This window comes from Telluria sp. ZT3P39 (genome assembly GCF_059685935.1).
On the sequence record NZ_JCASIH010000025.1, the window covers coordinates 40,715 to 61,594 of the forward strand.

Annotated in this window: 17 protein-coding genes; 7 read left to right on the top strand and 10 right to left on the bottom strand. The window is 66.4% G+C overall.

The annotated features are described in order from the left end of the window. Position 1: 1 nt before the first annotated feature. Together AC56LR_RS18400 and thrC are read right to left on the bottom strand one after the other, a co-directional pair. The gene (locus AC56LR_RS18400) at positions 2 to 1,213 is read right to left on the bottom strand and encodes a molybdopterin molybdotransferase MoeA (RefSeq protein ID WP_497132435.1); all 1,212 of its coding nucleotides are present in this window, start codon (positions 1,211 to 1,213) and stop codon (positions 2 to 4) included. 13 nt (positions 1,214 to 1,226) lie between these two features. Next, complete coding sequence (gene thrC, locus AC56LR_RS18405; RefSeq protein ID WP_497132437.1) at positions 1,227 to 2,702, bottom strand: threonine synthase; 1,476 nt, start codon at positions 2,700 to 2,702, stop codon at positions 1,227 to 1,229. A gap of 151 nt (positions 2,703 to 2,853) precedes the next feature. Here thrC and AC56LR_RS18410 point away from each other — a divergent pair, with 151 nt between their 5' ends. Beyond that, positions 2,854 to 4,248: an alpha/beta hydrolase family protein gene (locus tag AC56LR_RS18410; RefSeq protein ID WP_497132439.1), complete on the top strand. Its 1,395-nt coding sequence runs from the start codon at positions 2,854 to 2,856 to the stop codon at positions 4,246 to 4,248. Positions 4,249 to 4,251: 3 nt separating this feature from the next. Here AC56LR_RS18410 and AC56LR_RS18415 read toward each other — a convergent pair whose 3' ends face one another. Genes AC56LR_RS18415 through AC56LR_RS18425 form a run of 3 tightly spaced genes read right to left on the bottom strand, consistent with a single transcriptional unit; the run spans position 4,252 to position 7,879 of the window. Next, complete coding sequence (locus AC56LR_RS18415) at positions 4,252 to 5,640, bottom strand: L-serine ammonia-lyase (RefSeq protein WP_497132440.1); 1,389 nt, start codon at positions 5,638 to 5,640, stop codon at positions 4,252 to 4,254. 52 nt (positions 5,641 to 5,692) lie between these two features. Further along, complete coding sequence (locus AC56LR_RS18420; protein WP_497132442.1) at positions 5,693 to 6,649, bottom strand: NAD-dependent epimerase/dehydratase family protein; 957 nt, start codon at positions 6,647 to 6,649, stop codon at positions 5,693 to 5,695. 24 nt (positions 6,650 to 6,673) lie between these two features. Further along, complete coding sequence (locus AC56LR_RS18425) at positions 6,674 to 7,879, bottom strand: glycine C-acetyltransferase (RefSeq protein WP_497132444.1); 1,206 nt, start codon at positions 7,877 to 7,879, stop codon at positions 6,674 to 6,676. Positions 7,880 to 8,057: 178 nt separating this feature from the next. Between AC56LR_RS18425 and AC56LR_RS18430 the strand changes: the two genes are divergently transcribed. Continuing rightward, positions 8,058 to 8,633: a helix-turn-helix domain-containing protein gene (locus AC56LR_RS18430; RefSeq protein WP_497132446.1), complete on the top strand. Its 576-nt coding sequence runs from the start codon at positions 8,058 to 8,060 to the stop codon at positions 8,631 to 8,633. Positions 8,634 to 8,808: 175 nt separating this feature from the next. Here AC56LR_RS18430 and AC56LR_RS18435 read toward each other — a convergent pair whose 3' ends face one another. The 5 genes from AC56LR_RS18435 to AC56LR_RS18455 form a co-directional block, all read right to left on the bottom strand. Beyond that, positions 8,809 to 10,992 carry a prolyl oligopeptidase family serine peptidase gene (locus AC56LR_RS18435; protein WP_497132448.1) on the bottom strand — a complete coding sequence of 728 codons (2,184 nt, stop codon included), beginning with the start codon at positions 10,990 to 10,992 and terminating at the stop codon, positions 8,809 to 8,811. A 148-nt stretch (positions 10,993 to 11,140) separates the two neighbouring features. Continuing rightward, positions 11,141 to 12,526, bottom strand: coding sequence for a tetratricopeptide repeat protein (locus AC56LR_RS18440; protein WP_497132450.1), 1,386 nt, complete (start codon positions 12,524 to 12,526; stop codon positions 11,141 to 11,143). 146 nt (positions 12,527 to 12,672) lie between these two features. Beyond that, a complete protein-coding gene (locus AC56LR_RS18445) occupies positions 12,673 to 12,843 on the bottom strand; it encodes a hypothetical protein (protein ID WP_497132452.1) in 171 nt (56 codons plus the stop codon). After that, positions 12,840 to 13,499, bottom strand: a complete 660-nt coding sequence (locus tag AC56LR_RS18450) for a 3'-5' exonuclease (RefSeq protein ID WP_497132453.1) — start codon at positions 13,497 to 13,499, stop codon at positions 12,840 to 12,842. The genes AC56LR_RS18445 and AC56LR_RS18450 overlap by 4 nt, the downstream gene beginning before the upstream one ends. 41 nt (positions 13,500 to 13,540) lie before the next feature. After that, a complete protein-coding gene (locus AC56LR_RS18455; RefSeq protein WP_497132455.1) occupies positions 13,541 to 14,806 on the bottom strand; it encodes an Hsp70 family protein in 1,266 nt (421 codons plus the stop codon). 174 nt (positions 14,807 to 14,980) lie between these two features. Between AC56LR_RS18455 and AC56LR_RS18460 the strand changes: the two genes are divergently transcribed. The 5 genes from AC56LR_RS18460 to AC56LR_RS18480 all read left to right on the top strand — a co-directional run bounded on the left by AC56LR_RS18460 (position 14,981) and on the right by AC56LR_RS18480 (position 20,664). Next, a complete protein-coding gene (locus AC56LR_RS18460) occupies positions 14,981 to 15,436 on the top strand; it encodes a DUF2244 domain-containing protein (RefSeq protein ID WP_497132457.1) in 456 nt (151 codons plus the stop codon). A gap of 124 nt (positions 15,437 to 15,560) precedes the next feature. Then, positions 15,561 to 16,472 (top strand): isoaspartyl peptidase/L-asparaginase, encoded by a 912-nt coding sequence (locus AC56LR_RS18465; RefSeq protein ID WP_497132459.1) that lies wholly within the window; start codon positions 15,561 to 15,563, stop codon positions 16,470 to 16,472. Beyond that, positions 16,469 to 17,344 carry a cyanophycinase gene (locus tag AC56LR_RS18470; protein WP_497132461.1) on the top strand — a complete coding sequence of 292 codons (876 nt, stop codon included), beginning with the start codon at positions 16,469 to 16,471 and terminating at the stop codon, positions 17,342 to 17,344. The genes AC56LR_RS18465 and AC56LR_RS18470 overlap by 4 nt, the downstream gene beginning before the upstream one ends. Next, positions 17,341 to 19,929, top strand: coding sequence for a cyanophycin synthetase (gene cphA / locus AC56LR_RS18475; RefSeq protein ID WP_497132463.1), 2,589 nt, complete (start codon positions 17,341 to 17,343; stop codon positions 19,927 to 19,929). The genes AC56LR_RS18470 and cphA overlap by 4 nt, the downstream gene beginning before the upstream one ends. Positions 19,930 to 20,133: 204 nt before the next feature. Beyond that, the gene (locus AC56LR_RS18480; protein WP_497132465.1) at positions 20,134 to 20,664 is read left to right on the top strand and encodes a porin family protein; all 531 of its coding nucleotides are present in this window, start codon (positions 20,134 to 20,136) and stop codon (positions 20,662 to 20,664) included. Positions 20,665 to 20,880: the final 216 nt, after the last annotated feature.

Genomic DNA, 20,880 nt, shown 5'->3' on the forward strand with positions numbered 1-20,880 from the left:
CCTAATGCTGTAATTCCGCGAACGGGATGAAGCGAACCAGGTCGCCCTCGCTAATGGCCTGGCCCGGCGGATTGTCGACCAGCCCGTCGCCCCAGACCGTCGAGGTCAGCACGCCCGAGCTCTGGTTCGGGAACAGGTCCAGCCCCCCGGCGGCGTTCAGGCGCACGCGCAGGAATTCGTTGCGGCGGTCGGCCTTTGGCAATGAAAAGTCGGCGCGCACCGAGTAGCCGCGTGGCTCCACCGCCCCGCCGGCGCCCTGAAGGCGCAGCAGGAAAGGCCGCACGAACAGCAGGAAGGTGATGAAGCTCGAGACCGGATTGCCCGGCAGGCCCATGAAGTACGCTGAACCTTCGTTCTCCCGGCGCACTTCGCCAAAGGCCAGCGGCTTGCCCGGCTTGACGGCGATCTGCCACATGTTCAGCCGCCCTTCCGCCTCGACCGCCGGCTTGATGTGGTCTTCCTCGCCGACCGACACGCCGCCCGAGGTGATGATCAGGTCGTGCTCCTGCGCCGCGCGGCGCAGGGTCGCGCGGGTGGCATCCAGCGAATCGGGCACGATGCCGAAGTCGCTGATCTGGCAGCCGAAATTCTCCAGCAGGCCACGCAAGGTGAAGCGGTTCGAATTGTAGATGGCGCCCGGCTTGAGCGGCTCGCCCGGCATGGCCAGCTCGTCGCCCGTAAAGAAGACCGCGACCCGCACCCGGCGCAGGACCGGCAACCGGGCCAGACCGACGGATGCGGCCAGGCCCAGCTCCTGGCTGCGCAGGCGGGTGCCGGCCGGCAGGATGACCGCGCCCTCCATCACGTCCTCGCCCGTGCGGCGGATCCATTCGCCGGCGCGCGGCGCGTGGTGCACGGTGACGCTGTCGCCCACCGCTTCGCACTGCTCCTGCATCACCACCGCGTCCGCACCTGGCGGAATCATGGCGCCGGTGAAGATGCGCGCGGCGGTGCCGGGTTCCAAAGGCTGGCCGACGCTGCCGGCCGGGATGCGCTGGGCCACGCGCAGGGTCGCGCTGCCGCTCGCGCAATCTTCGGCGCGCACGGCATAGCCATCCATCGAGGTATTGTCGGCCGAGGGCACGTTGAGAAGCGAGCGCTGGTCTTCGGCCAGCACACGGCCGTTGGCCTCGAGCGTCGGCACGCGCTCGACACCTTCTACGGCACGCGCGGCATCGAGCAGCCGGGCCAGTGCGTCGCGCACGGAAAGCATGGGTGGCTTCATCTCACAGCCCCGTATGTTCGGCGATATACGCCTTCATGCGCTCGACCTCGGCCGGCATCACGACAAAGCGCTGCGGCAGCGACTCGATGTCCTCGAAACCTGGCGGACGCTCGGCATCCGTGCCCAGTGCGTCGAGGATGGTCTCGTTGAATTTGGCGGCCAGCGCGGTCTCCAGCACGATCATGGTCACGCCAGGCGCCATGTGTTCGCGCGCGACCTTGATGCCGTCCGCGGTATGGGTGTCGATCGTGATGCCATAGTCGTCTGCCGCATCGCGGATCGTCTGCAGTCGGTCGGCGTGGGTGGATTTGCCCGAGGCGAAGCCATACTGCTTGCTGAGCTTCCATTCGTCGCCATCGCTGCCCGGACCGCCCGAGAGGTCGAAGCCGCCGTGGGTGTCCACCTTGCGGAACAGCGCATGCGTGCGCTCGGAGTCGCGGCCCACCAGCTCGTAGACGAAGCGCTCGAAATTCGATGCCTTCGAGATGTCCATCGACGGGCTGCTGGTGTGCCAGGTCTCGGAAGGCTTGCGCACCCGATAGCGGCCGGTGCGGAAGAATTCGTCGAGCACGTCGTTCTCGTTGGTGGCGGCGACCAGCTTGTCGATCGGCAGGCCCATCATGCGCGCGATATGGCCGGCGCAGATGTTCCCGAAATTCCCCGACGGCACGGTGAAGGAGACTTTCTGGTCGTTGCTGGAAGTGGCCCCAAGATAGCCGCGGAAGTAATAGACCACCTGCGCGACGACGCGCGCCCAGTTGATCGAATTGACGGTGCCGATCTTGTGGCGCGCCTTGAAGGACAGGTCGTTCGACACCGCCTTGACCAGGTCCTGGCAGTCGTCGAATACGCCCTCGACCGCGATGTTGTAGATGTTCGGGTCCTGCAGGCTGAACATCTGGGCGGTCTGGAAGGCGCTCATCTTCCCATGCGGCGAGAGCATGAATACGCGCACCCCGCGCTTGCCGCGCATCGCGTATTCGGCGGCGCTGCCGGTGTCGCCCGAGGTGGCGCCGAAGATGTTCAAGGCATCGTTGTTTTTCGCCAGCGCATACTCGAACAGGTTGCCGAGCAGTTGCATGGCCATGTCCTTGAAGGCCAGGGTCGGGCCGTTCGACAGCGCCTGCAGCACCAGCTTGCCCTGCGGGCCTTCTTCCAGCACGCGCAGCGGAGTGATCTCGGCGGCCGATTCGTCGGGACGCGCGTTGCGGTAGACCTCCGGCGTGTACGTTTTCGCGGTCAGGGCGCGCAGGTCGGCGTCAGGGATATCGGTAGCGAACTTGCGCAGGATCTCGAAGGCCAGGTCGGCATAAGACAGCGAACGCCACGCATCGAGCTCTGCCTTGCTTACCTGCGGATAGTCTTCGGGCAGGTAGAGGCCGCCGTCCGGGGCCAGGCCGGCGAGCAGGATGTCGGAAAAGTGCTGGGGATTGCGTGCTGCGGACGCGCTCGTGGCGCGGGTGGACACATATTGCATACGTTGAACGATCCGATGACGGCACAAGTGGAAACTTGATTATAGCGCCTGTCGCGAAGGGTACCCCGGCGCTCCATCTTTCCTCCACATTCGCGCGTCAGGATGAGTCCGTCGTACTCCCCCGTCAACCCACCTGGAACGAATAAACAAGATGCCCCTACTTCGCAGCGCACTCAGCCTGGCCCTCCTGCTCGCCCTTCCCTGTGCCGTCCACGCCGGTCCCGTCAAGGATCACCAGGGCCGCTGGCTCGGCGACATGGTCATTCCCAAGGGCCCGACCCTCAAGATCGGCGCCGAGTTCTACGCCCGCGCCGATGGCTCGCTGTGGGCGAGCATCGCCAGTCCCGACCAGGGAGCCTACGACCAGCCGGTGTCGAGCGTCAAGGAAGATGGCAATACGGTCGAGATCGACCTGAACGTCGCCACCCTGAAGATGACCTGGGCGAACGACCACTTCGATGGCGTGTTTTCCCAGGGCGGCCGGTCCTTCTCCTTCCCTCTGCATCAGGTCGCGGAATACCCGCGCAAGTCGCGCCCGCAGACTCCCAAGGGTCCTTTCCCCTACTCGGAGCAGGAACTGAACTTCACCGCCCCGGATGGCATCGTGCTCAGCGCGACCCTGACGACTCCCCGCGGCAAGACCCGTCCGAACCTGGTGGTGCTGGTCACCGGAACCGGGCCGGCCACCCGCGACAGCGAGGTGGCCGGGCACCAGCAGTTCCTGGTCATGGCCGACTACCTGGCGCGCCGGGGCATTGCGGTGCTGCGCTACGACAAGCGCGGCAATGGCCGCTCGACCGGCGACTATGCACAGCTGACCACCAGCCAGCTGGTCGGCGACCTCGGTGCGATCATGAAGGGCATGGATGGACGCAAGGAATTCGGGCGGGTCGGCATCGTCGGCCTGAGCGAAGGGCCGGGCATTGCCGCCGCGGTAGCCGCGCGCGCCCCTGGAACGGTCGACTTCATCGTCTCGCTGGCGGGGGTGGGACTGTCCGGCCATGAACTGATCCTGCTGCAGGACCGCATCGTCGCCAAGGACAACGGCGCCGGGCCGGCTGAAGTCGAGCGGCTGATGTCCTATGTCCGCGCCTGGTACGAAACGATCCTCGCCCATGCCGAGCCGCAGCCGCGCATGGCGGCGCTCAAGGCGCTGCATGCGAGCCTGAGCCCGGAAGACCAGGCACTGGTGGAAAAACACGGGATGAACGTCGGTTCGCTGTCGATGGCGGAAGCCGGGAAGCCACACCTGCGCACCATGCTGCTGCAAAATCCGCAAACGGACTGGCGCAAGGTGAAGGCGCCGGTGCTGGCATTGAACGGCAGCCTGGATCACCAGGTGCCGGCCGAAGAAAACCTGGCGGGGATCGCCAAGGCGCTCAAGGCGGGCGGCAACCGCCGGGTTGAGTCAGCGGTCATGCCCTCGCTGAACCACCTGTTCCAGACCGCGAAGACCGGCAATACGAACGAGTACGACAAGATCGAGGAAACGATCGCGCCAGCGGCGCTGGCGCGGATCGCGGCCTTCGTCAGGCAGCAGCGCTAAGGCTTAACAAGCGGCGTGGTTGACGGTGATGACGTGTACCGCCAGCCCGCCCAGCGAGGTTTCCTTGTACTTCACCTGCATGTCGGCCCCGGTCTGGCGCATCGTCTCGATGACGTTGTCCAGGCTGACGAAGTGGGTGCCGTCGCCTTTCATGGCCAGCGAGGCGGCGGTGATCGCCTTGATCGCGCCCATGCCGTTGCGCTCGATGCAGGGAATCTGCACCAGGCCGCCGATCGGGTCGCAGGTCATGCCCAGGTGGTGCTCGATGCCGATTTCGGCGGCGTTCTCGATGCGCTCGTTGGAGCCGCCCAGCGCCGCCACCAGCCCGGCCGCCGCCATGGCGCAGGCCACGCCGACTTCGCCCTGGCAGCCCACTTCGGCGCCCGAGATCGAGGCGTTCTTCTTGCACAGCATGCCGATCGCGGCGGCTGTGAGCAGGAAGACGCGGATGCCCGCCACCGCATCGCTCGGGCGGCAGTCTTCGGCGTAGTAGCGCACGACGGCCGGGATGATGCCGGCCGCGCCATTGGTCGGCGCCGTGACGACGCGCCCGCCGGCGGCGTTTTCTTCGTTCACCGCCATCGCATACAGCGTCACCTGGTGGGTGGCGTCGTGCGGCAATTCGTTAATGCGGTTGCCGAGATCGCAGTGCGCCGCCTTCCACAGCTTGGCCGCGCGGCGCTTGACGTTCAGGCCGCCCGGAAGCTGGCCTTCGGTGACGAGACCATGAGCGATACAGTCGCGCATCACGGCCCAGATGCGGTCGAGGCCAGCATCGAGCTCGGCTTCGCTCATGCGCGCCAGTTCGTTCGCACGCAGCATGTGCGGGATCGACAGCCCGTGCTCTTTGCCCAGCGCCAGCAGCTGCTCCATGGTCGCGAACGGGAACGGAATGTGCACCGTCGGCGCTTGTTCCGCGCGCGCCTGGCTTTCGCCCGCGGCGGTAATGAAGCCGCCGCCGACCGAGTAGTAGATGCGTTCGATCAGGCTGCCGTCCGCCAGCTGCAGCACGAAGCGCATGCCGTTCGGGTGTTCCGGCAGGGTCGAGGCCTTGTGCCAGACCAATGAGGCCTTCTGCGTGAACGGCACCTCTTTCGTGCCGAGCAGGCGGATCACGCCGTCGAGCTCCGCTTCGGCCAGCTTGTCCTCGACCGTATCCGGATCGATGTCCTGCGGGGTTTCACCCATCAGGCCGAGAATCACGGCCTTGTCGGTCGCGTGGCCGACGCCGGTCAGGGCGAGCGAACCATACAGGTGGGCCTCGACGCCGACCGCATTCTCGAGCGAACCGCATTCCAGCAGAAAGCGGCGCGCCGCCACCATCGGGCCCACGGTATGGGAGCTCGATGGGCCAATCCCGATCTTGAACAGATCAAATACACTCATGTCCATCAGTTTGTCTCGACTATTTTCGTTTTTTATTGTTGTGGTTTTACGCCGACGCTCAGGCAGTGATACCGACGTCGATGTTCTTCAGCATGCTGGCGACCATCTCCTCGATGCCGATGCTGGCCTTCCAGCCCCAGTCTGCCGTCGCGCGGCTGTCGTCCAGGCTCTTCGGCCAGGAATCGGCAATCGCCTGGCGGCTGTCCGGCTTGTAAGCAACCTCGAATTCCGGCTGCGCCTTCTTGATGGCGGCAGCCAGCTCGCGCGGGTTGAAGGACACGCCGGCCACGTTGTACGAAGAGCGGATCAGGACTTTTTCTGGCGCCGCGTCCATCAGCTCGATGGTAGCGCGGATCGCGTCCGGCATGTAGATCATCGGCAGGGTCGTTTCCGGTCCCAGGAAGCATTCGTAGGTCTCGCCCTTGAGCGCCGCGTGGAAGATGGCGATCGCGTAATCGGTGGTACCGCCGCCCGGAGGCGACTTGTAGCTGATGATGCCCGGATAGCGGATCGAGCGCACGTCCACGCCGTACTTGCTGTGGTAGTACTCGCACAGGCGCTCGCCGGCCAGCTTGCTGATGCCGTAGATCGTGGTCGGGTCCATCACCGTGTACTGCGGGGTGCTTTCAGCCGGGGTGTTCGGACCGAAGGCGGCGATCGACGAGGGCCAGAAGACTTTCAAGGGCTTGCCCGCTTCGCCGCGCTCGCGCGCCACTTCCAGGATGTTGAGCAGGCCGTCCATGTTCAGCGACCAGGCCTTGAGCGGCGCTTTTTCGCCGGTGGCCGACAGCAGCGCCGCCAGCTGGTAGACCTGGGTGATGCCCTCGGCATCGACGAGGCTGGCCATTCGGTCCTTGTCCATCACGTCCAGCTGCATGTAGCGCGCCGCGCCGTACACATTGTTCGTGCTGATGTCCGAGGCGATCACATTGTCCTGGCCGTGCTGCTCTGCCAGTGCCGTGACCAGTTCGCTGCCGATTTGGCCGTTTGCGCCGATGATGAGGATGCGTTCCATGTCGTTTCCGTTCTAAAGCTTTGATTAGTTATTCTTGAGGATGCCGAGTTCGCGGCCGGCCTGCTCGAAGGCAGCCAGCACGGTGTCGAGCTGCTCGCGGGTGTGGGCGGCGGAGAGCTGCACGCGCACGCGCGCCTGGCCCATCGGCACCACCGGGTAGAAGAAGCCCGACAGCAGCACGCCCAGTTCGAACATGCGGGCGGCGAATTTCTGCGCAATCGGCGCCTCGAACAGCATCACCGGCACCACCGGGTGGGTGCCCGGCTTGATGGTGAAGCCGATGCGCTCGATCTGCTTGCGGAAGTAAGCGGTGTTATCCATCAGGCGGTCGCGCAGTTCGGTCGACTTCGAAATGCGGTCCAGCACCGCCAGGCTGGCGCCGGCGATCATCGGGGCCAGCGTGTTCGAGAACAGGTAAGGACGCGACTTCTGGCGCAGGGTCTCAATGACTTCCTTGCGGCCCGAAGTGAAACCGCCCATCGCGCCGCCCAGGGCCTTGCCCAGGGTGCCGGTGATGATGTCGATCTTGCCGATCACGCCGCAGTGCTCGTGGGTGCCGCGCCCTGTCGCGCCCATGAAGCCGGAGGCGTGCGATTCGTCGATCATGGTCAGGGCGCCGTACTTCTCCGCCAGTGCGACGATCTTGTCCAGCTGGGCGATCGTGCCGTCCATCGAGAACACGCCGTCGGTGACGATGATCTTGTGGCGCTTGCCGGCTTCGGTGGCGGCGATCAGCTGCTTTTCGAGGTCCGCCATGTCGTTGTTGGCATAGCGGTAGCGCGCCGCCTTGCACAGGCGCACACCGTCGATGATCGAGGCGTGGTTCAGGGCGTCCGAGATGATCGCGTCGTTCTCGTCGAACAGCGGCTCGAACACGCCGCCGTTGGCATCAAAAGCCGCCGCGTACAGGATGGTGTCTTCGGTGCCGAGGAATTCGGACAATTTGGCCTCGAGTTCCTTGTGCACGGTCTGGGTGCCGCAGATGAAGCGCACCGAGGACAAGCCGTAGCCGTATTTTTCCAGCGCGGCGGCGGCGGCCTTCTGGGTTTCCGGGTCGCCCGACAGGCCCAGGTAGTTATTGGCGCACATGTTGATCAAGGTACGGCCATCTTGCGCGACGACTTCAGCGCCCTGGCGCGAGGCCAGCACGCGTTCCGGCTTGAACAGGCCGTCGCTGCGCAGGGTTTCGAGCTTCTGTTGAAGGCCGCTATAGAATGCTTGATCGCTCATGTGTCCCACTCCCTAATTGTTCCGGCTTGACCGGCGGTTGGCGGTGTTGTACCGTTGGATCCGTTCGATTCAAAGAACCGAGTTCTGTATGCCGAACGAAAATTCAATATATTGAATATTACCCCTAGCTAATGTACTTGGCAAGCCGCCGGGGCAAACGCAGCGAACTATGACGGCAATGACGAAAACCATAACAAATAACGCCCCGCCCGAGGTGGGCGCCACGCTGCAGCGGATGCGCCTGGCGCGCGGCCTGACCCTGGAAGACCTGTCGCGCATCGCGGGGGTGTCCAAGTCGATGCTATCGCAGATCGAGCGCGAAAAGGCCAATCCGACCATTGCCATCACCTGGCGCCTGGCCAATGCCCTGGGCGTGGAGATCGGCGAGCTGCTGTCGTCCGAGGTGCGCTCGGTGGACCTGATCCGCGTGGTCGACGCCCATGAAACCCCTACCCTGCCCGGCGCCCATGCCGGCTATTCACTGCGCATTCTGGGCCCGATGGACCTGGCCGGCAAGTACGAATGGTACGAACTGACCCTGGCGCCGGGTGGCGAGCTGAAATCGCAGGCGCACGATCCGGGCACCAGCGAGCACCTGACCGTGCTTTCAGGGGCGGTCGAACTGGAAGTGGGGGCGGAGAAGCGCAGGATCAAGCATGGCGGGACGGCGCGCTATCCGGCGGACCATGATCATGTGATTCGCAATGCGGGGAAGACGGAGGCGAAGGCTTTGCTGGTGGTTGTGCAACGGTAATCAGCGCCGCGTCGCCGCGTCACCGCGTTGTGCGCGGCTCGCACAGACTTAGGTCCCGGCGCAGGCCGGGACCTCAGTTCGTCGCGAACCACAAGCATCCGAAAACAACAACGGCCGCCCGATCACCCGGGCGGCCGTTGTCATTTATACCCGGCATACGCCGGGCACTTGCGGCTTAGTGGCTACCGCCCACCGCCTTCTCGCCTTCACCCACCTTCAGCTCGCGCGCCAGGAAACCCCAGCGATCCGCCACTTCCTCGATCTGCTTGGTGGTCGGCTTGCCCGCCCCATGTCCCGCCTTGGTGTCGATGCGGATCAGGATCGGGGCGCTGCCGGCCTGCGCAGCCTGGGCCGCGGCGGCGTACTTGAAGCTGTGCGCCGGGACCACGCGGTCGTCGTGGTCGGCGGTGGTGACCATGGTCGCCGGGTAGCAGGTGCCCGACTTCAGGTTGTGCAGCGGCGAGTACTTGACCAGGGCCTTGAACTCTTCCGGGTTCTCCGACGAGCCGTAGTCCGAGGTCCAGGCCCAGCCGATGGTGAACTTGTGGAAGCGCAGCATATCCATCACGCCCACGGCAGGAATCGCCGCGCCGAACAGTTCGGGGCGCTGGGTCATGGCCGCGCCCACCAGCAGGCCGCCGTTGGAACCTCCGCCGATCGCCAGCTTCTTCGGCGAGGTCACCTTGTTGGCGACCAGCCATTCGGCCGCGCCGATGAAGTCGTCGAACACGTTCTGCTTCTGCAACTTGGTGCCGGCCTGGTGCCAGGCTTCGCCGTATTCGCCGCCGCCGCGCAGGTTGGCCACCACATAGACGCCGCCCATTTCCATCCAGGCCAGGTTGGCCGGCGAGAAGCCCGGGGTCATCGAGATGTTGAAGCCGCCGTAGCCGTACAGATAGGTCGGGTTCGAGCCATCCATCTTCAGGCCCTTTTTCGACACGATGAACATCGGCACCCTGGTGCCGTCGCGGCTCGTGAAGAACTGCTGGCGCGTTTCATAGTCCGCCGGGTTGAAGTCGACCTTCGGCTGGCGGAACACGGTGCTCTTGCCGGTCTTCATATCGAGGCGGTAGATCGTGGTCGGGGTGGTGAAGCCGGTGAACGAGTAGAAGGTTTCCGCTTCACCCCGCTTGCCCGACAGGCCGCCTACCGAGCCGATGCCCGGCAGGGCGATCTCGCGCACCGGTTTGCCCTTGAGGTCGTGCACGCGCACGACGCTGCGCGCATCCTTCAGGTATTCCAGCACCAGCTGGTTGTTGATGATGTCGGCGCCGGCCAGGGTGTCGGCGTTCTCGGGAACGATCACCTTCCAGTTGGCTTCCTGCGGCTTGGTGACGTCGATCGCGACGATGCGTTTCTTCGGCGCGTTGCGGTCGGTGGAGAAGTAGAACACGCTGCCGACGTTGTCGATGAAGGTGTAGCCGGCGTCGAAGTTGTCGACCAGGTCGATCACCTTCGAATCCGGTTTGCTCAGGTCCTTGTACGACACGCGGTATTTCGGCGCGGTGCCCTTGGTGGTCGTGATGATCAGGTAACGGCCGTCGTCGGTGGTCTGGCCGCCGAAGCCCCATTCCTTCTGGTCGGCGCGGTCGTACACGAGGGTGTCGGCGCTTTGCGGGGTGCCGATGCGGTGGAAGTACAGCTTCTGGAAGTAGTTGACGTCGGCCAGCTTGGTGGCTTCCTTCGGCTCGTCGTAGCGGCTGTAGAAGAAGCCCTTGCCATCCTTCGTCCAGGCGGTGCTCGAGAACTTGACGAACTTGACGTGGTCTTCCAGATCCTTGCCGGACTCGATGTCGCGCACGCGGATCTCGTTCCAGTCCGAACCCGAGGCGGCAGTGCTGTAGGCCAGCAGCTTGCCGTCGGGGCTCACTTCGATGCCGGCCAGCGCGATGGTGCCGTCCGCGGCCAGGGTGTTCGGGTCGAGCAGCACGCGCGGGGTGTCGCCCAGGCTCTTCTGGGTGAACAGGACCGACTGGTTCTGCAGGCCGTCGTTGCGGGTGTAGAAATAGCGCCCGCCTTCCTTGCCCGGGACGCTGAAGCGCTCGTAGTTCCACAGCCTGGTCAGGCGCTCGCGGATCGCCGCGCGTTGCGGGATCTGGGCCAGGTAGGCCTGGGTCACCTTGTTCTGGGCCGTGACCCACTCCTTGGTCTCGGCGCTGTTCGCGTCTTCGAGCCAGCGGTAAGGGTCGGCCACCGTGGTGCCGTGGTAGTTATCAAGCTGGGCGGTCGTTTTCGTGACCGGGTAGGTCACGGTTGGGCCAGATGCGGTTCCGTTAGCCGGGCAGTTTTGTGCCGGCGCCGCGTTGGCGCCGAAGGCTGCAGCCAGCAGGGTGACGAGCGTTGCGTGTCTCAGGATCATGTAGGTCTCGTTCGAGTTATTCATGGGGTCGGCAAGTGCCGCAGGCCATCATAACGCGAATTTCGGCCCCCGCCTATGGATGGGAAAGCCCGTGAATACGGGCGCGCCGGGCGGCTACCCGGCAGGCATGGAAGTCGAGGGTCGAACCTCAGTGACTTGCGCCCGGACGGCGCTGGCGGCGCGCCGACTGCACCCGGCTGGCCAGCGCCCTGCCCCAGGCGCCGCCGCCCGTGCCCGGCTTGTCCGGCCGCGGGCCGCGCGGGCGGCGCGCGCCTTGTTCGGCCCCGGCGGCGAGCAGCATCCACATGTAGGCGCGCAGCGGGTCGCGCTCGACGCCGCGCCCGCTGTTGACCATGCCGCCCAGGTTGTACTGGGCCAGCGCATGGCCCTGCTCGGCCGCCTGTCGGTACCAGTAGGCGGCGAGGGTGTCGTCGTGCGGGAGGCCCTGGCCGTTGGCGTACAGCACGCCGAGGTTGTTCTGGGCGCTGGCGTCGCCCTGCTGGGCCGCGCGCCGGTACCATTCGGCCGCGCGCGCCTCGTCGCGCGCCACGCCCTCGCCTTTGGCGTACATGACACCCAGGCTGAACTGGGCATTGGCCGCGCCCTGCTCGGCGGCGCGCAGATACCAGTCGACCGCGCGTCCCGGGTCGCAAGGCGCGCCGCGGCCGGTGGCCAGCATCGCGCCGGCGCAGTACTGGGCCTGGGCGTGGCCGCGGTCGGCCGCGCGTACGAACCAGGCCAGGGCGCGCTCGTCGTCGCCGGAGCCGTGGCCGGCCGCCAGCAGGGTGGCCAGCGCATACTGGGCGTCGGTGTCGTTTTTCAGGGCGGCGCGCTCGAGCCAGGCGACCGCGCGCTCGGGATCGGGCTGCACGCCCAGCCCTTGTGCGTAGGCGACGCCGAGGTAGCGCTGGGCCACCGGGTCGCCCAGTGCGGCGGCCTGGCGGAACCAGCACAGCGCCTGGGCGTCGTCGGCCTCGACGCCTTCGCCGCGCCGGTACATGAGGGCGAGATTGAGCTGGGCCGGAGCATGGCCCTGGCGCGCGGCCTTGCGGAACCAGGCCATGGCCAGCGGATGGCTGACCGGCACGCCCAGCCCGCGCAGATAGCATTCGCCCAGCACGTTCTGGGCGCTGGCCAGGCCCTGCTCGGCGGCGCGGTAGAACCAGCCGAAGGCCATGTCGTGGGATTGCGCCACGCCGCGCCCCTTACGGTAGAGCAGGCCCAGGTTCTGCTGGGCCGATGGATCGCCCTGCGCGGCGGCGCGCCCGAACCACCAGGCGGCCAGCTCGTCGCTGCGCTGGGCGCCCTTGGCATTGCAATACATGGCGCCGAGATGGTTCTGCGCCGCCGCCAGTCCCTGGCTGGCGGCGCGCTTCATCCATTTGAGGGCGAGGGTTTCGTTACGCTCGACGCCCTCGCCCTGCTTGTAGAGCAGGCCGAGGTTGTACTGCGCGTAAGCGTTGCCGCGCACGGCGGCGGGATGGAACCACAGGAAGACTTCGTACCCGTCGCGGGCAGCGTTCTGGCGATTCATCCCTTCCCCCTCCACCCTTGCAGCACGCTCGGCGATTCCGGCAACGCGGGAAGCAGCTCGAACACGAAGCTCCCGTCGTTGCTAAAATTTTAAGAGAGTTGGGCGTCCAGGGTTTGCGTGGGAACAATCGAGCGGACGGATAGTATTTACACCGGCAGGTTTTGCGGACGCGGGCCGAGCGAATATCCCAGTATGGCGAGCGCGGCCAGGCACCAGGGGACGCCGAGATGCGCCGGGCCGAGGCATCGGGTGCAGCTGCGGTCGTGCGCGAAGGCGCTGGACAATTCGGAGTCGTCGGCCACCTGGTTTCGCCTCAAGCGGCGCGCGCCTCTTCGATCCGCTGGCGCTCGAGCTTCATGTATTTATCGAGGAAGACCGGCACCTTGGCGGCGGCGACCTTGTTGACCGAGACCAGCAGGTCGGGCGCGACCTGCGCCAAGCCGTGGGTCGTTCCGAGATGGCGCGCCGCGTGCAGCAGTACTTCGGCGGCGACTTCGGCATCGGCCTCGGCCCGGTGGGCCGTCCCGCGAAACTGGATGCCCAGGCGGCTGGACAGGTTGCCCAGCTTGTAGCTCGGCAGGCCCGGGAACAGGCGGCGCGAGAGTTTCAGCGAGCACACCAGGCCCGTGTGGGCGGTGGGCCGGCCGATGCGCCAGCCTTCGGCCTTCAGGAATTTCTCGTCGAAGCTGGCGTTGTGGGCCGACAGCATGTCGCTGCCGATGAAGTCGAGCAGCTCGGGCACCACGCGCCCGGCGGACGGCGCCGAATCGACCATCTCCTGGGTGATGCCGGTGAGCTGGGTAATGAACGAGGGAATCCGCACCCCGCAGTTCACCAGCGAGACATAGCGTTCGCGGATCTCGCCGCCGACAATGCGCAGCGCGGCCACTTCGGTGATGCGGTCGCCCATGTCGGGCGAGAGGCCGGTGGTCTCGAAGTCGAGCATCACGATCGGGCGTTCAAACACACTCATCTTGTTTCCTTGTCGCTTGCAGGTGCTACAAAAGGATTGGCTCAGCCGAACTTGCGCAGCGCGTCGAGGGCCAGGCCGGCGCCGATGCTGCCGAACAGGTCGCCCTCGACCTTGCGCGCGCCGGGCACCACGGCCGCGATGCGCTCGCGCAGCAGCGACACGCCGCTGGAGCCACCGGTGAAGAATACCGTATCCACGTCGCCCGGCTCCACCCCGGCTTCGGAAAACAGCCGCAGCACGGTGGCGCCGACGCTGTCGACCAGCTGGGCGATCGCCGCTTCGAAGCCGGCGCGCTCCACCAGCAGCGACTCGCTCGGGGACAGGCGGTCGAGTTCGAGCGTGACAGTCGGGCTGCCCGACAAGCCGATCTTGGCGCTTTCCACCTGCATCGCCAGCCAGTGGCCGGCGCGTTCGTCGATCAGGTTCTGCAGGCGCGCCAGCTTGGCCGGCTCGCGCGCGTCGCGCGCCAGGTCGGCCAGCTGGGCGATGCTCTTGCGCGTATAGGCCTGGTTGATCGTGTGCCAGGTGGCGAGGTTGAAGTAATAGCTGGACGGGATGGCCGCGCCCGAGAGCATGCTGCTGCCATAGCCGAGCAGCGGCATCACGCTCGCCAGGCTCAGGTATTTGTCGAAGTCGGTGCCGCCGATGTGCACGCCGCCGTTGGCCAGGATGTCGTCGCGCCGCTCGATGCGGCCGGCGCGTCCGGGCCCGAGGCGCACCAGCGAAAAGTCCGAGGTGCCGCCGCCGATGTCGGCGATCAGGACCAGTTCCTCGCGGTCGATCTGCGACTCGTAGTCGAAGGCGGCGGCGATCGGCTCGTACTGGAAGGAGATCTCGCGGAAACCAACGGAGCGCGCCACTTCCTCGAGCGTATCCTGGGCGCGGCGGTCGGCGTCGACATCGTCGTCGATGAAGAACACCGGGCGGCCGAACACGGCGCTGGAGAATTCGCGCCCGGCCTGGCTTTCCGCACGGCGCTTGACCTCGCCGATGAACTGGCCCAGCAGGGCCTTGAAGGGCAGCGCGCGGCCGGCGACTTCGGTCTGGCCGTCGATCAGGCTGGTGCCGAGCAGGCTCTTGAGCGAGCGCATCAGGCGGCCTTCATAGCCTTCCAGGTAGTCGGCCAGCGCCGCGCGGCCATAGCTGACCTGTTCGTCGTCGGCATTGAAGAACACGACCGAGGGCAAGGTGGCCTTGCCGTCTTCCAGTACCAGCAAGGACTGGCTGCCCGGCTGCAGGCTGCTGCCGGGCAGCCAGCCGACTGTGGAATTCGAAGTGCCGAAATCAAGGCCGCAAGCGAGCGCCATAAGAACCTTTGTCTTTAAAGGGGCGGTATGGTAACAGATAACGGGCGGCATCAACTGCCCGGGCCGGCCTATTTTCAGGGCTGTGGCAAACTGGTAAACATTGGCATTGACGCCTATTTACCGATGAGCACCGGTCCCAGCCCAGGCGCGCAGCCCCTCCCGGCGGAGTGGCTCATGAAGCGCAACTGTTCGATGACGCCGCGCCAGGCGCTGCTGGTCTACGCCCTGCTGTGCTGCGCCACACTCGGCATCGCCCTGGTGTTCACGTTGCGCGGCGCCTGGATGGTGCTGGCCTTCGCATTGCTGGAAAGTGCAGCGGTCGGCGCGGCCCTGCTCCACTACAGCCGCCACGCGCTCGACCACGAACGCATCCGCCTGGCGGGGAGCGAGCTGCTGGTCGAGCATGCCGAGGGCGCGCGCCGCCGGGTGGTGCGCCTCGACCCGCATCACGCACGGGTCAGCCTGCCGGACACCCGGATGCGCACCCTGGTCGTGATCGAGGCGCGCGGCGTGCAAGTAGAGATAGGGCGTTATCTGACACCCTCCGCGCGGCTGGAACTGGTGCGCACCCTGCGCCGCGCGCTGCGCAGCAACGCATTCTTCGAGCCCCCGCGCGGATCAGTCCTGTAAGCAACTTCTTACACAAACACGGCAACACTACCGATATGGCGCGCCGGGCTTGTTGCGGATAATGCGTTATTGACTGCGTGACAATATTTTCACGCGAAGCACAGTACACAGGATCACCCAACCCATGAGCAATACCCAACAAGCCGGCGCCGTCGTGGTCCATGGCGGCGCAGGCGCGTCGTGCGAGCACGAAGACGGCTGCGTGCAGGCCGCGCGCCGCGCCCTGGCGCAACTCGAAGCCAGGGGCGACGCGCTCGACGCCGCGATCGAAGCCGTGACCACCCTGGAGGACGACGGCCGCTTCAATGCCGGCAATGGCGCCGCCCTGGGCCTGGACGGCGCCACCATCGAGATGGACGCCTCGATCATGGACACGCGCGGGCGCCTGGGCGCCGTCGCCTGCGTGCGCGACGTGAAGAATCCCGTGCGCCTGGCGCGCGCGATCGCCGACACCCCGCACGTGATGCTGGCCGGCGAAGGCGCCCAGCGCTTTGCGCGCAGCCTCGGCATGCCGGAAAGCGCGCCGGTCTCCGAACGCCAGCGCGCCGACCACCGCCGCCTGACGGCAGAGCTGGCCGGCTCGGTGCCCCTGATGGCCGGCATCGACAACCGCCTGTTCGACCGCTTCTGGAACTACAAGACCCCGCTGCAGCTGCCGAAATCCACGGCCTGCGATACGGTGGGCGCCGTGGTGCGTGGCCCCGACGGCCATTTCGCCGTGGCCTGCTCCACCGGCGGCTCGGCCCCCGCGCTGCTCGGCCGCGTCGGCGACAGCCCGATCATCGGCTGCGGCTTCTATGCCGGCCCGTTCGGCGCGATCGCGGCCACCGGCATCGGCGAGCACATCATGCGCCACCTGCTGGCGCGCACCGTCTACGGCTGGATCGAAGGCGGCATGCCGCTCGAGCAGGCGCTGGCGCGCGGCATCGGGCTGTTCGACAAGGACGTCAGCATCGGCCTGATCGCCGTGACCCGTACCGAAGCCGGCGCCCATTCCAACCTGGGCATGCCTTATTCGAAGATGACACAGCGATGAACGAACCAGCACCGAAGAACGGTCATCTCGTGATCATCGGCGGCCACGAAGACCGCCATCACGACATGCACATCCTGAGCCGCTTCGTGGAACTGGCGGGCGGCGTTGACGCGAGCATCGTCGTCATCACCGCCGCCAGCCAGATCGCGGCCGAAATGTGGGAGGTTTACGACCGGGCCTTCGGAGCCCTGGGCGTGAAGCGCTGCAGCCACCTCTTCATCGACAGCCGCCAGGATGCCAACAGCGACGAATTCGTGAAGCTGGTCGACGAAGCCACCGGCATCTTCATGACCGGCGGCGACCAGAAGCGCCTGCTGGCCCTGATCGGCGGCAGCGCCCTGGACTCGGCCATGCATGCGGCGCTCAAGCGCCGCGGCGCCACCATCGGCGGCACCAGCGCGGGCGCCTCGGCCATGTCCGGCCACATGCTGGCCCAGGGCCGCGCCGAGACCCTGCCCGAAAAAGGCTCGGTCAGCCTGGCCGCCGGACTGGGCTTCCTGCACCGGGTGGTGATCGACCAGCACTTCTCGGAGCGCCAGCGCCTGTCGCGCCTGCTCAGCGTGGTGGCCCAGAACCCCTACCTGCAAGGCATCGGCATCGACGAGGACACCGCCCTGGTGGTCGGCATCGGCAGCGGCATCGAAGTGCTGGGCCAGGGCGCCGTCACCATCGTCGACGGGCGCAGCATGATCACCAATGTCGCCCACATCAAGGACCGCGATACGCCGGAACTGATCGACGTGCGCCTGCACCTGCTCCCCGCCGGCAGCAGGTTCGACCTTCCCGCCGCCGACGCCGCGCCCGGCAAGGGCCTGCCGCCCCAGCTGCTCGATTTTTTAGAAAACGTCACCAAACGGAACCCGATCCAATGAAACTCAAGGAAAAACGCCTGCTGCGCGGCCCCAACCTGTATGCCGACAGCCCCTGCCTGATGGCAGTCATCGAAGACGCAAGCACCAAGGCCGCCGGTTTCGCCGCCCGCCTGCTGGCCCTGCTGCCGGCCCTGCCGCCTGAGGCGGCCGTGCGCCTGGCCGACGAGGCGCTGCCGGTGGAAGCACTCGAACCGGTCGTGATGGAACTGCAGCGCCTGGCCGGCGCCGCCGGCGGCTTCAGCGCCACGCTGGCAGTGGCAGGCAGCGCGCGCGCGCGCCGCGTCGTCTGCGGCTACACCACCGAGCAGGTGGCCGAAGCGGCCCTGCGCACGGGGATCGAACTGATCGAGGCCGTCGCCGGCGAGCGCGACTACGACCTGGCTGCGGCCGTCGCACGCCTGCACGAAGTCGCCGAAGACTATGCCATCGGCACCAGCACCGGCGCGGTGGTGCAGGCGGCCATCCGGCGCGGCATCCCGGCGCAGCGCATGACGATGGAAGCGAACCTGTTCCAGCTCGGCTGGGGCAGCCGCCAGAAGCGCCTGCAGGCGACCATCACGGGCGCCACCAATTCGATCGCGGTCGGCATCGCCAGCGACAAGCAGCTGACCAAGGCCTTGCTGGAAGCGGCCGGCGTGCCGGTCCCGGGCGGCAATACCGTTTCGTCGGTGGAGGACGCACAGCGCGTCGCGCGCCGCCTGGGCTGCGCCGTGACCATCAAGCCGCTGGACGGCAACCAGGGCAAGGGCGTGACCACCAACTGCGCCACACCCGAGGAAGTAGCGCGCGCCTTCGAGCATGCACGCCGTTACGGCCGCCGCATCATCGTCGAGCAGCACCTGATGGGCCGCGACTACCGCGTGCTGGTCACCGGCCGCAAGGTCGCCGCGGCCTCCTGGCGCCGTCCGCCCGGCGTGACCGGCGACGGCTACTTGACCATCCGCGAGCTGGTCGAACTCGAGAACCGCAACCCGGCGCGCGGCGAAGGCCATACCAACATCCTCACCAAGATCCCGATGGATGCGCTGGCCGAGGAAACGCTGGCCAAACAGGGCTACGGCCTGGACACCGTACTGGCCGCGGGCGTGAGCGCCGACCTGCGCGGCAATGCCAACCTGTCCACCGGCGGCACCGCCGAAGACGTGACCGACCTGCTGCCGGAAGAAACCCGCGAGATCTGCATCCGCGCCGCGCGCACCATCGGCCTGGACATCGCCGGCATCGACATCGTCTGCCAGGACATCTCGCAGCCGCTGCGCGCCCAGCAAGGCGGCATCATCGAAGTGAACGCGGCGCCCGGCATCCGCATGCACCAGTACCCGAGCCGCGGCGCCCCGCGCGACGCCGGCGCGGCCATCGTCGACGCCCTGTTCGGCGACTGCGACGGCCGCATCCCGACGGTTGCGGTGACCGGCACCAACGGCAAGACCACGACCTCGCTGCTGATCGCCCACGCCACCCGCATGGCGGGCCTGCGCACCGGCGTGACCACCACCGAAGGCGTCTATGTCAACGGCCAGCCTACCCTGAAGGGCGACTGCACCGGCTACCATTCGGCGCGCTCCATCTTGTCCGACCCGTGCGTGGATTTCGCGGTGCTGGAGACGGCGCGCGGCGGCATCCTGAAACGCGGCCTGGCCTATGACCGCTGCGACGTGGCGGTGGTACTGAACGTCTCGAGCGACCACCTGGGTTTGGACGGCGTCGAGAGCCTGGACGACCTGGCCAGGGTCAAGGCAGTGGTGGCCCGGCGCGCCGCGCGCGCGGTGGTGCTCAATGCCGAAGACGATTATTGCGTGGCGATGGCGAAGGACCTGCGCGAGGGCGTGGAAGTGCTCTACTTCTCGCTCGACGCCGACAACCCGACGCTGCTGCGCCACCTGGAAAACGGCGGCCGCGGCGTCTACCTCGAGGACAATACCCTGGTGCTGGCCAATGGCGCGCGCCACAAAGCCCTGCTCGACGCACGCCAGATGCCGGTCTCGCTGGGCGGGGCGGCGCGCTACAACATCGCCAACGCGCTGGCGGCCGCCGCCGCCCTGAGCGCGACCGGTTTCGGCAACGCGGAAATCGCGGACGGCCTGCGCACGTTTGTGTCCGACAGCAAGAGCAACCCGCTGCGCTCGAACCTGTTCGACGTCGAAGGCGTGACCGTCATCGTCGACTATGCCCATAATTGCGCCGCCTATGCCGCCCTGGCCGACAGCGCGCGCGCCATGAGCGCGGGCCGGCTGGTGGGCGTGGTGGCCGCGCCGGGCGACCGCCGCGACGCCGACCTGGTCGACATCGGGCGCACCTGCGCAGCGGGTTTCGACGACCTGGTGGTCTACGAATCCGAGAACCGCGGCCGTCCTGAAGGCGAAACCGCCTCGCTGCTGGTGCGCGGCGCCAAGCTGGGGAGAATCGAAGCCGACTCCTTGAGCGTGGAACTGGACGTGCACCGCGCGATCCGCCATGGATTGTCGCTCTGCCAGCCGGGCGACGTGCTGGTATTCGGCTGCGGATCCTCGATCTCGGAATTGACCGAGGCGCTGCGCCCGACGAAACCGGAACTGGCGCGCAGGATCGAGGCCGAAGCGATCTGAACCCGTTTGTTGCCAGTCGAAAAAGCCCCTGCGTGGGGCTTTTTCCTTAGGTATTACTTAAACTGATAGATGCATATGTATCTAGAAGCCTGTCTTCTAGCATTTTGTTACAACTTCCGCGTTGCAGCCGTGTATCCTTTCTTCACTTGCCGACTCGCAATTGAAAAATAGTAAAACGTGCACATGAAGACGGAACAACACCGAATGCAGAAACTTTTCGCCGCCGTGGCTCTGAGCCTGGGCATCGCCGGCACCGCGCTCGCCGGACCGCTCGGCGCCGCCCCTCAGGCCTATGCCGGCGTGGCCGCCAGCGCCCTTGAGCACAACGGCGGCGGCAACAAGATCAACCCGAAGGTATTCGGCGGCGTCGCCTTCAGCGACAGCCTGGCGGTGGAAGGCGGCTATATCGACCTGCGCAAGGCCACCGCGGCACCGGAAGCGCGCACCATCGACCTGGGCGGCTTCGGCACCTATGTCGCGGCGCGCCTGATGCGCCCGTTCACCGAGAAGCTCTCCGCCTACGGCAAGCTGGGCGTGGCGCACAACCAGCGCAAGGTGAGCACCAGCGGCATCGTGCGCAAGGATCAAGACACCGGCATCTACGGCGCCTTCGGCCTCCAGTATTCAATCACGCCGGGTGTCGCGCTCAGCGCCGAGTACGAACGCTATGGCAAGGACAAGAAAACCGGCGCCAAGGCCGATGCCTGGACGCTGGGCATCAACTTCGCGTTTTAACTCCTGACAAACAACAACTTCAGCAACTTCAGGGTCAGGTCTGACATTCGGACACGAGCCCAGCCTTATTCCAGTTGAGTCCGAACTTCAGCAACTTCAGGGTCAGGTCCTGACCCTTCCCCTCAAATTCTCACCTCCTGCACCAAGGTAATCAGTTCAATAAGGGCGGTCTCGAACGCGTGTGGAGGTAATCGAGGTCGCGTACTCTCCATCAAA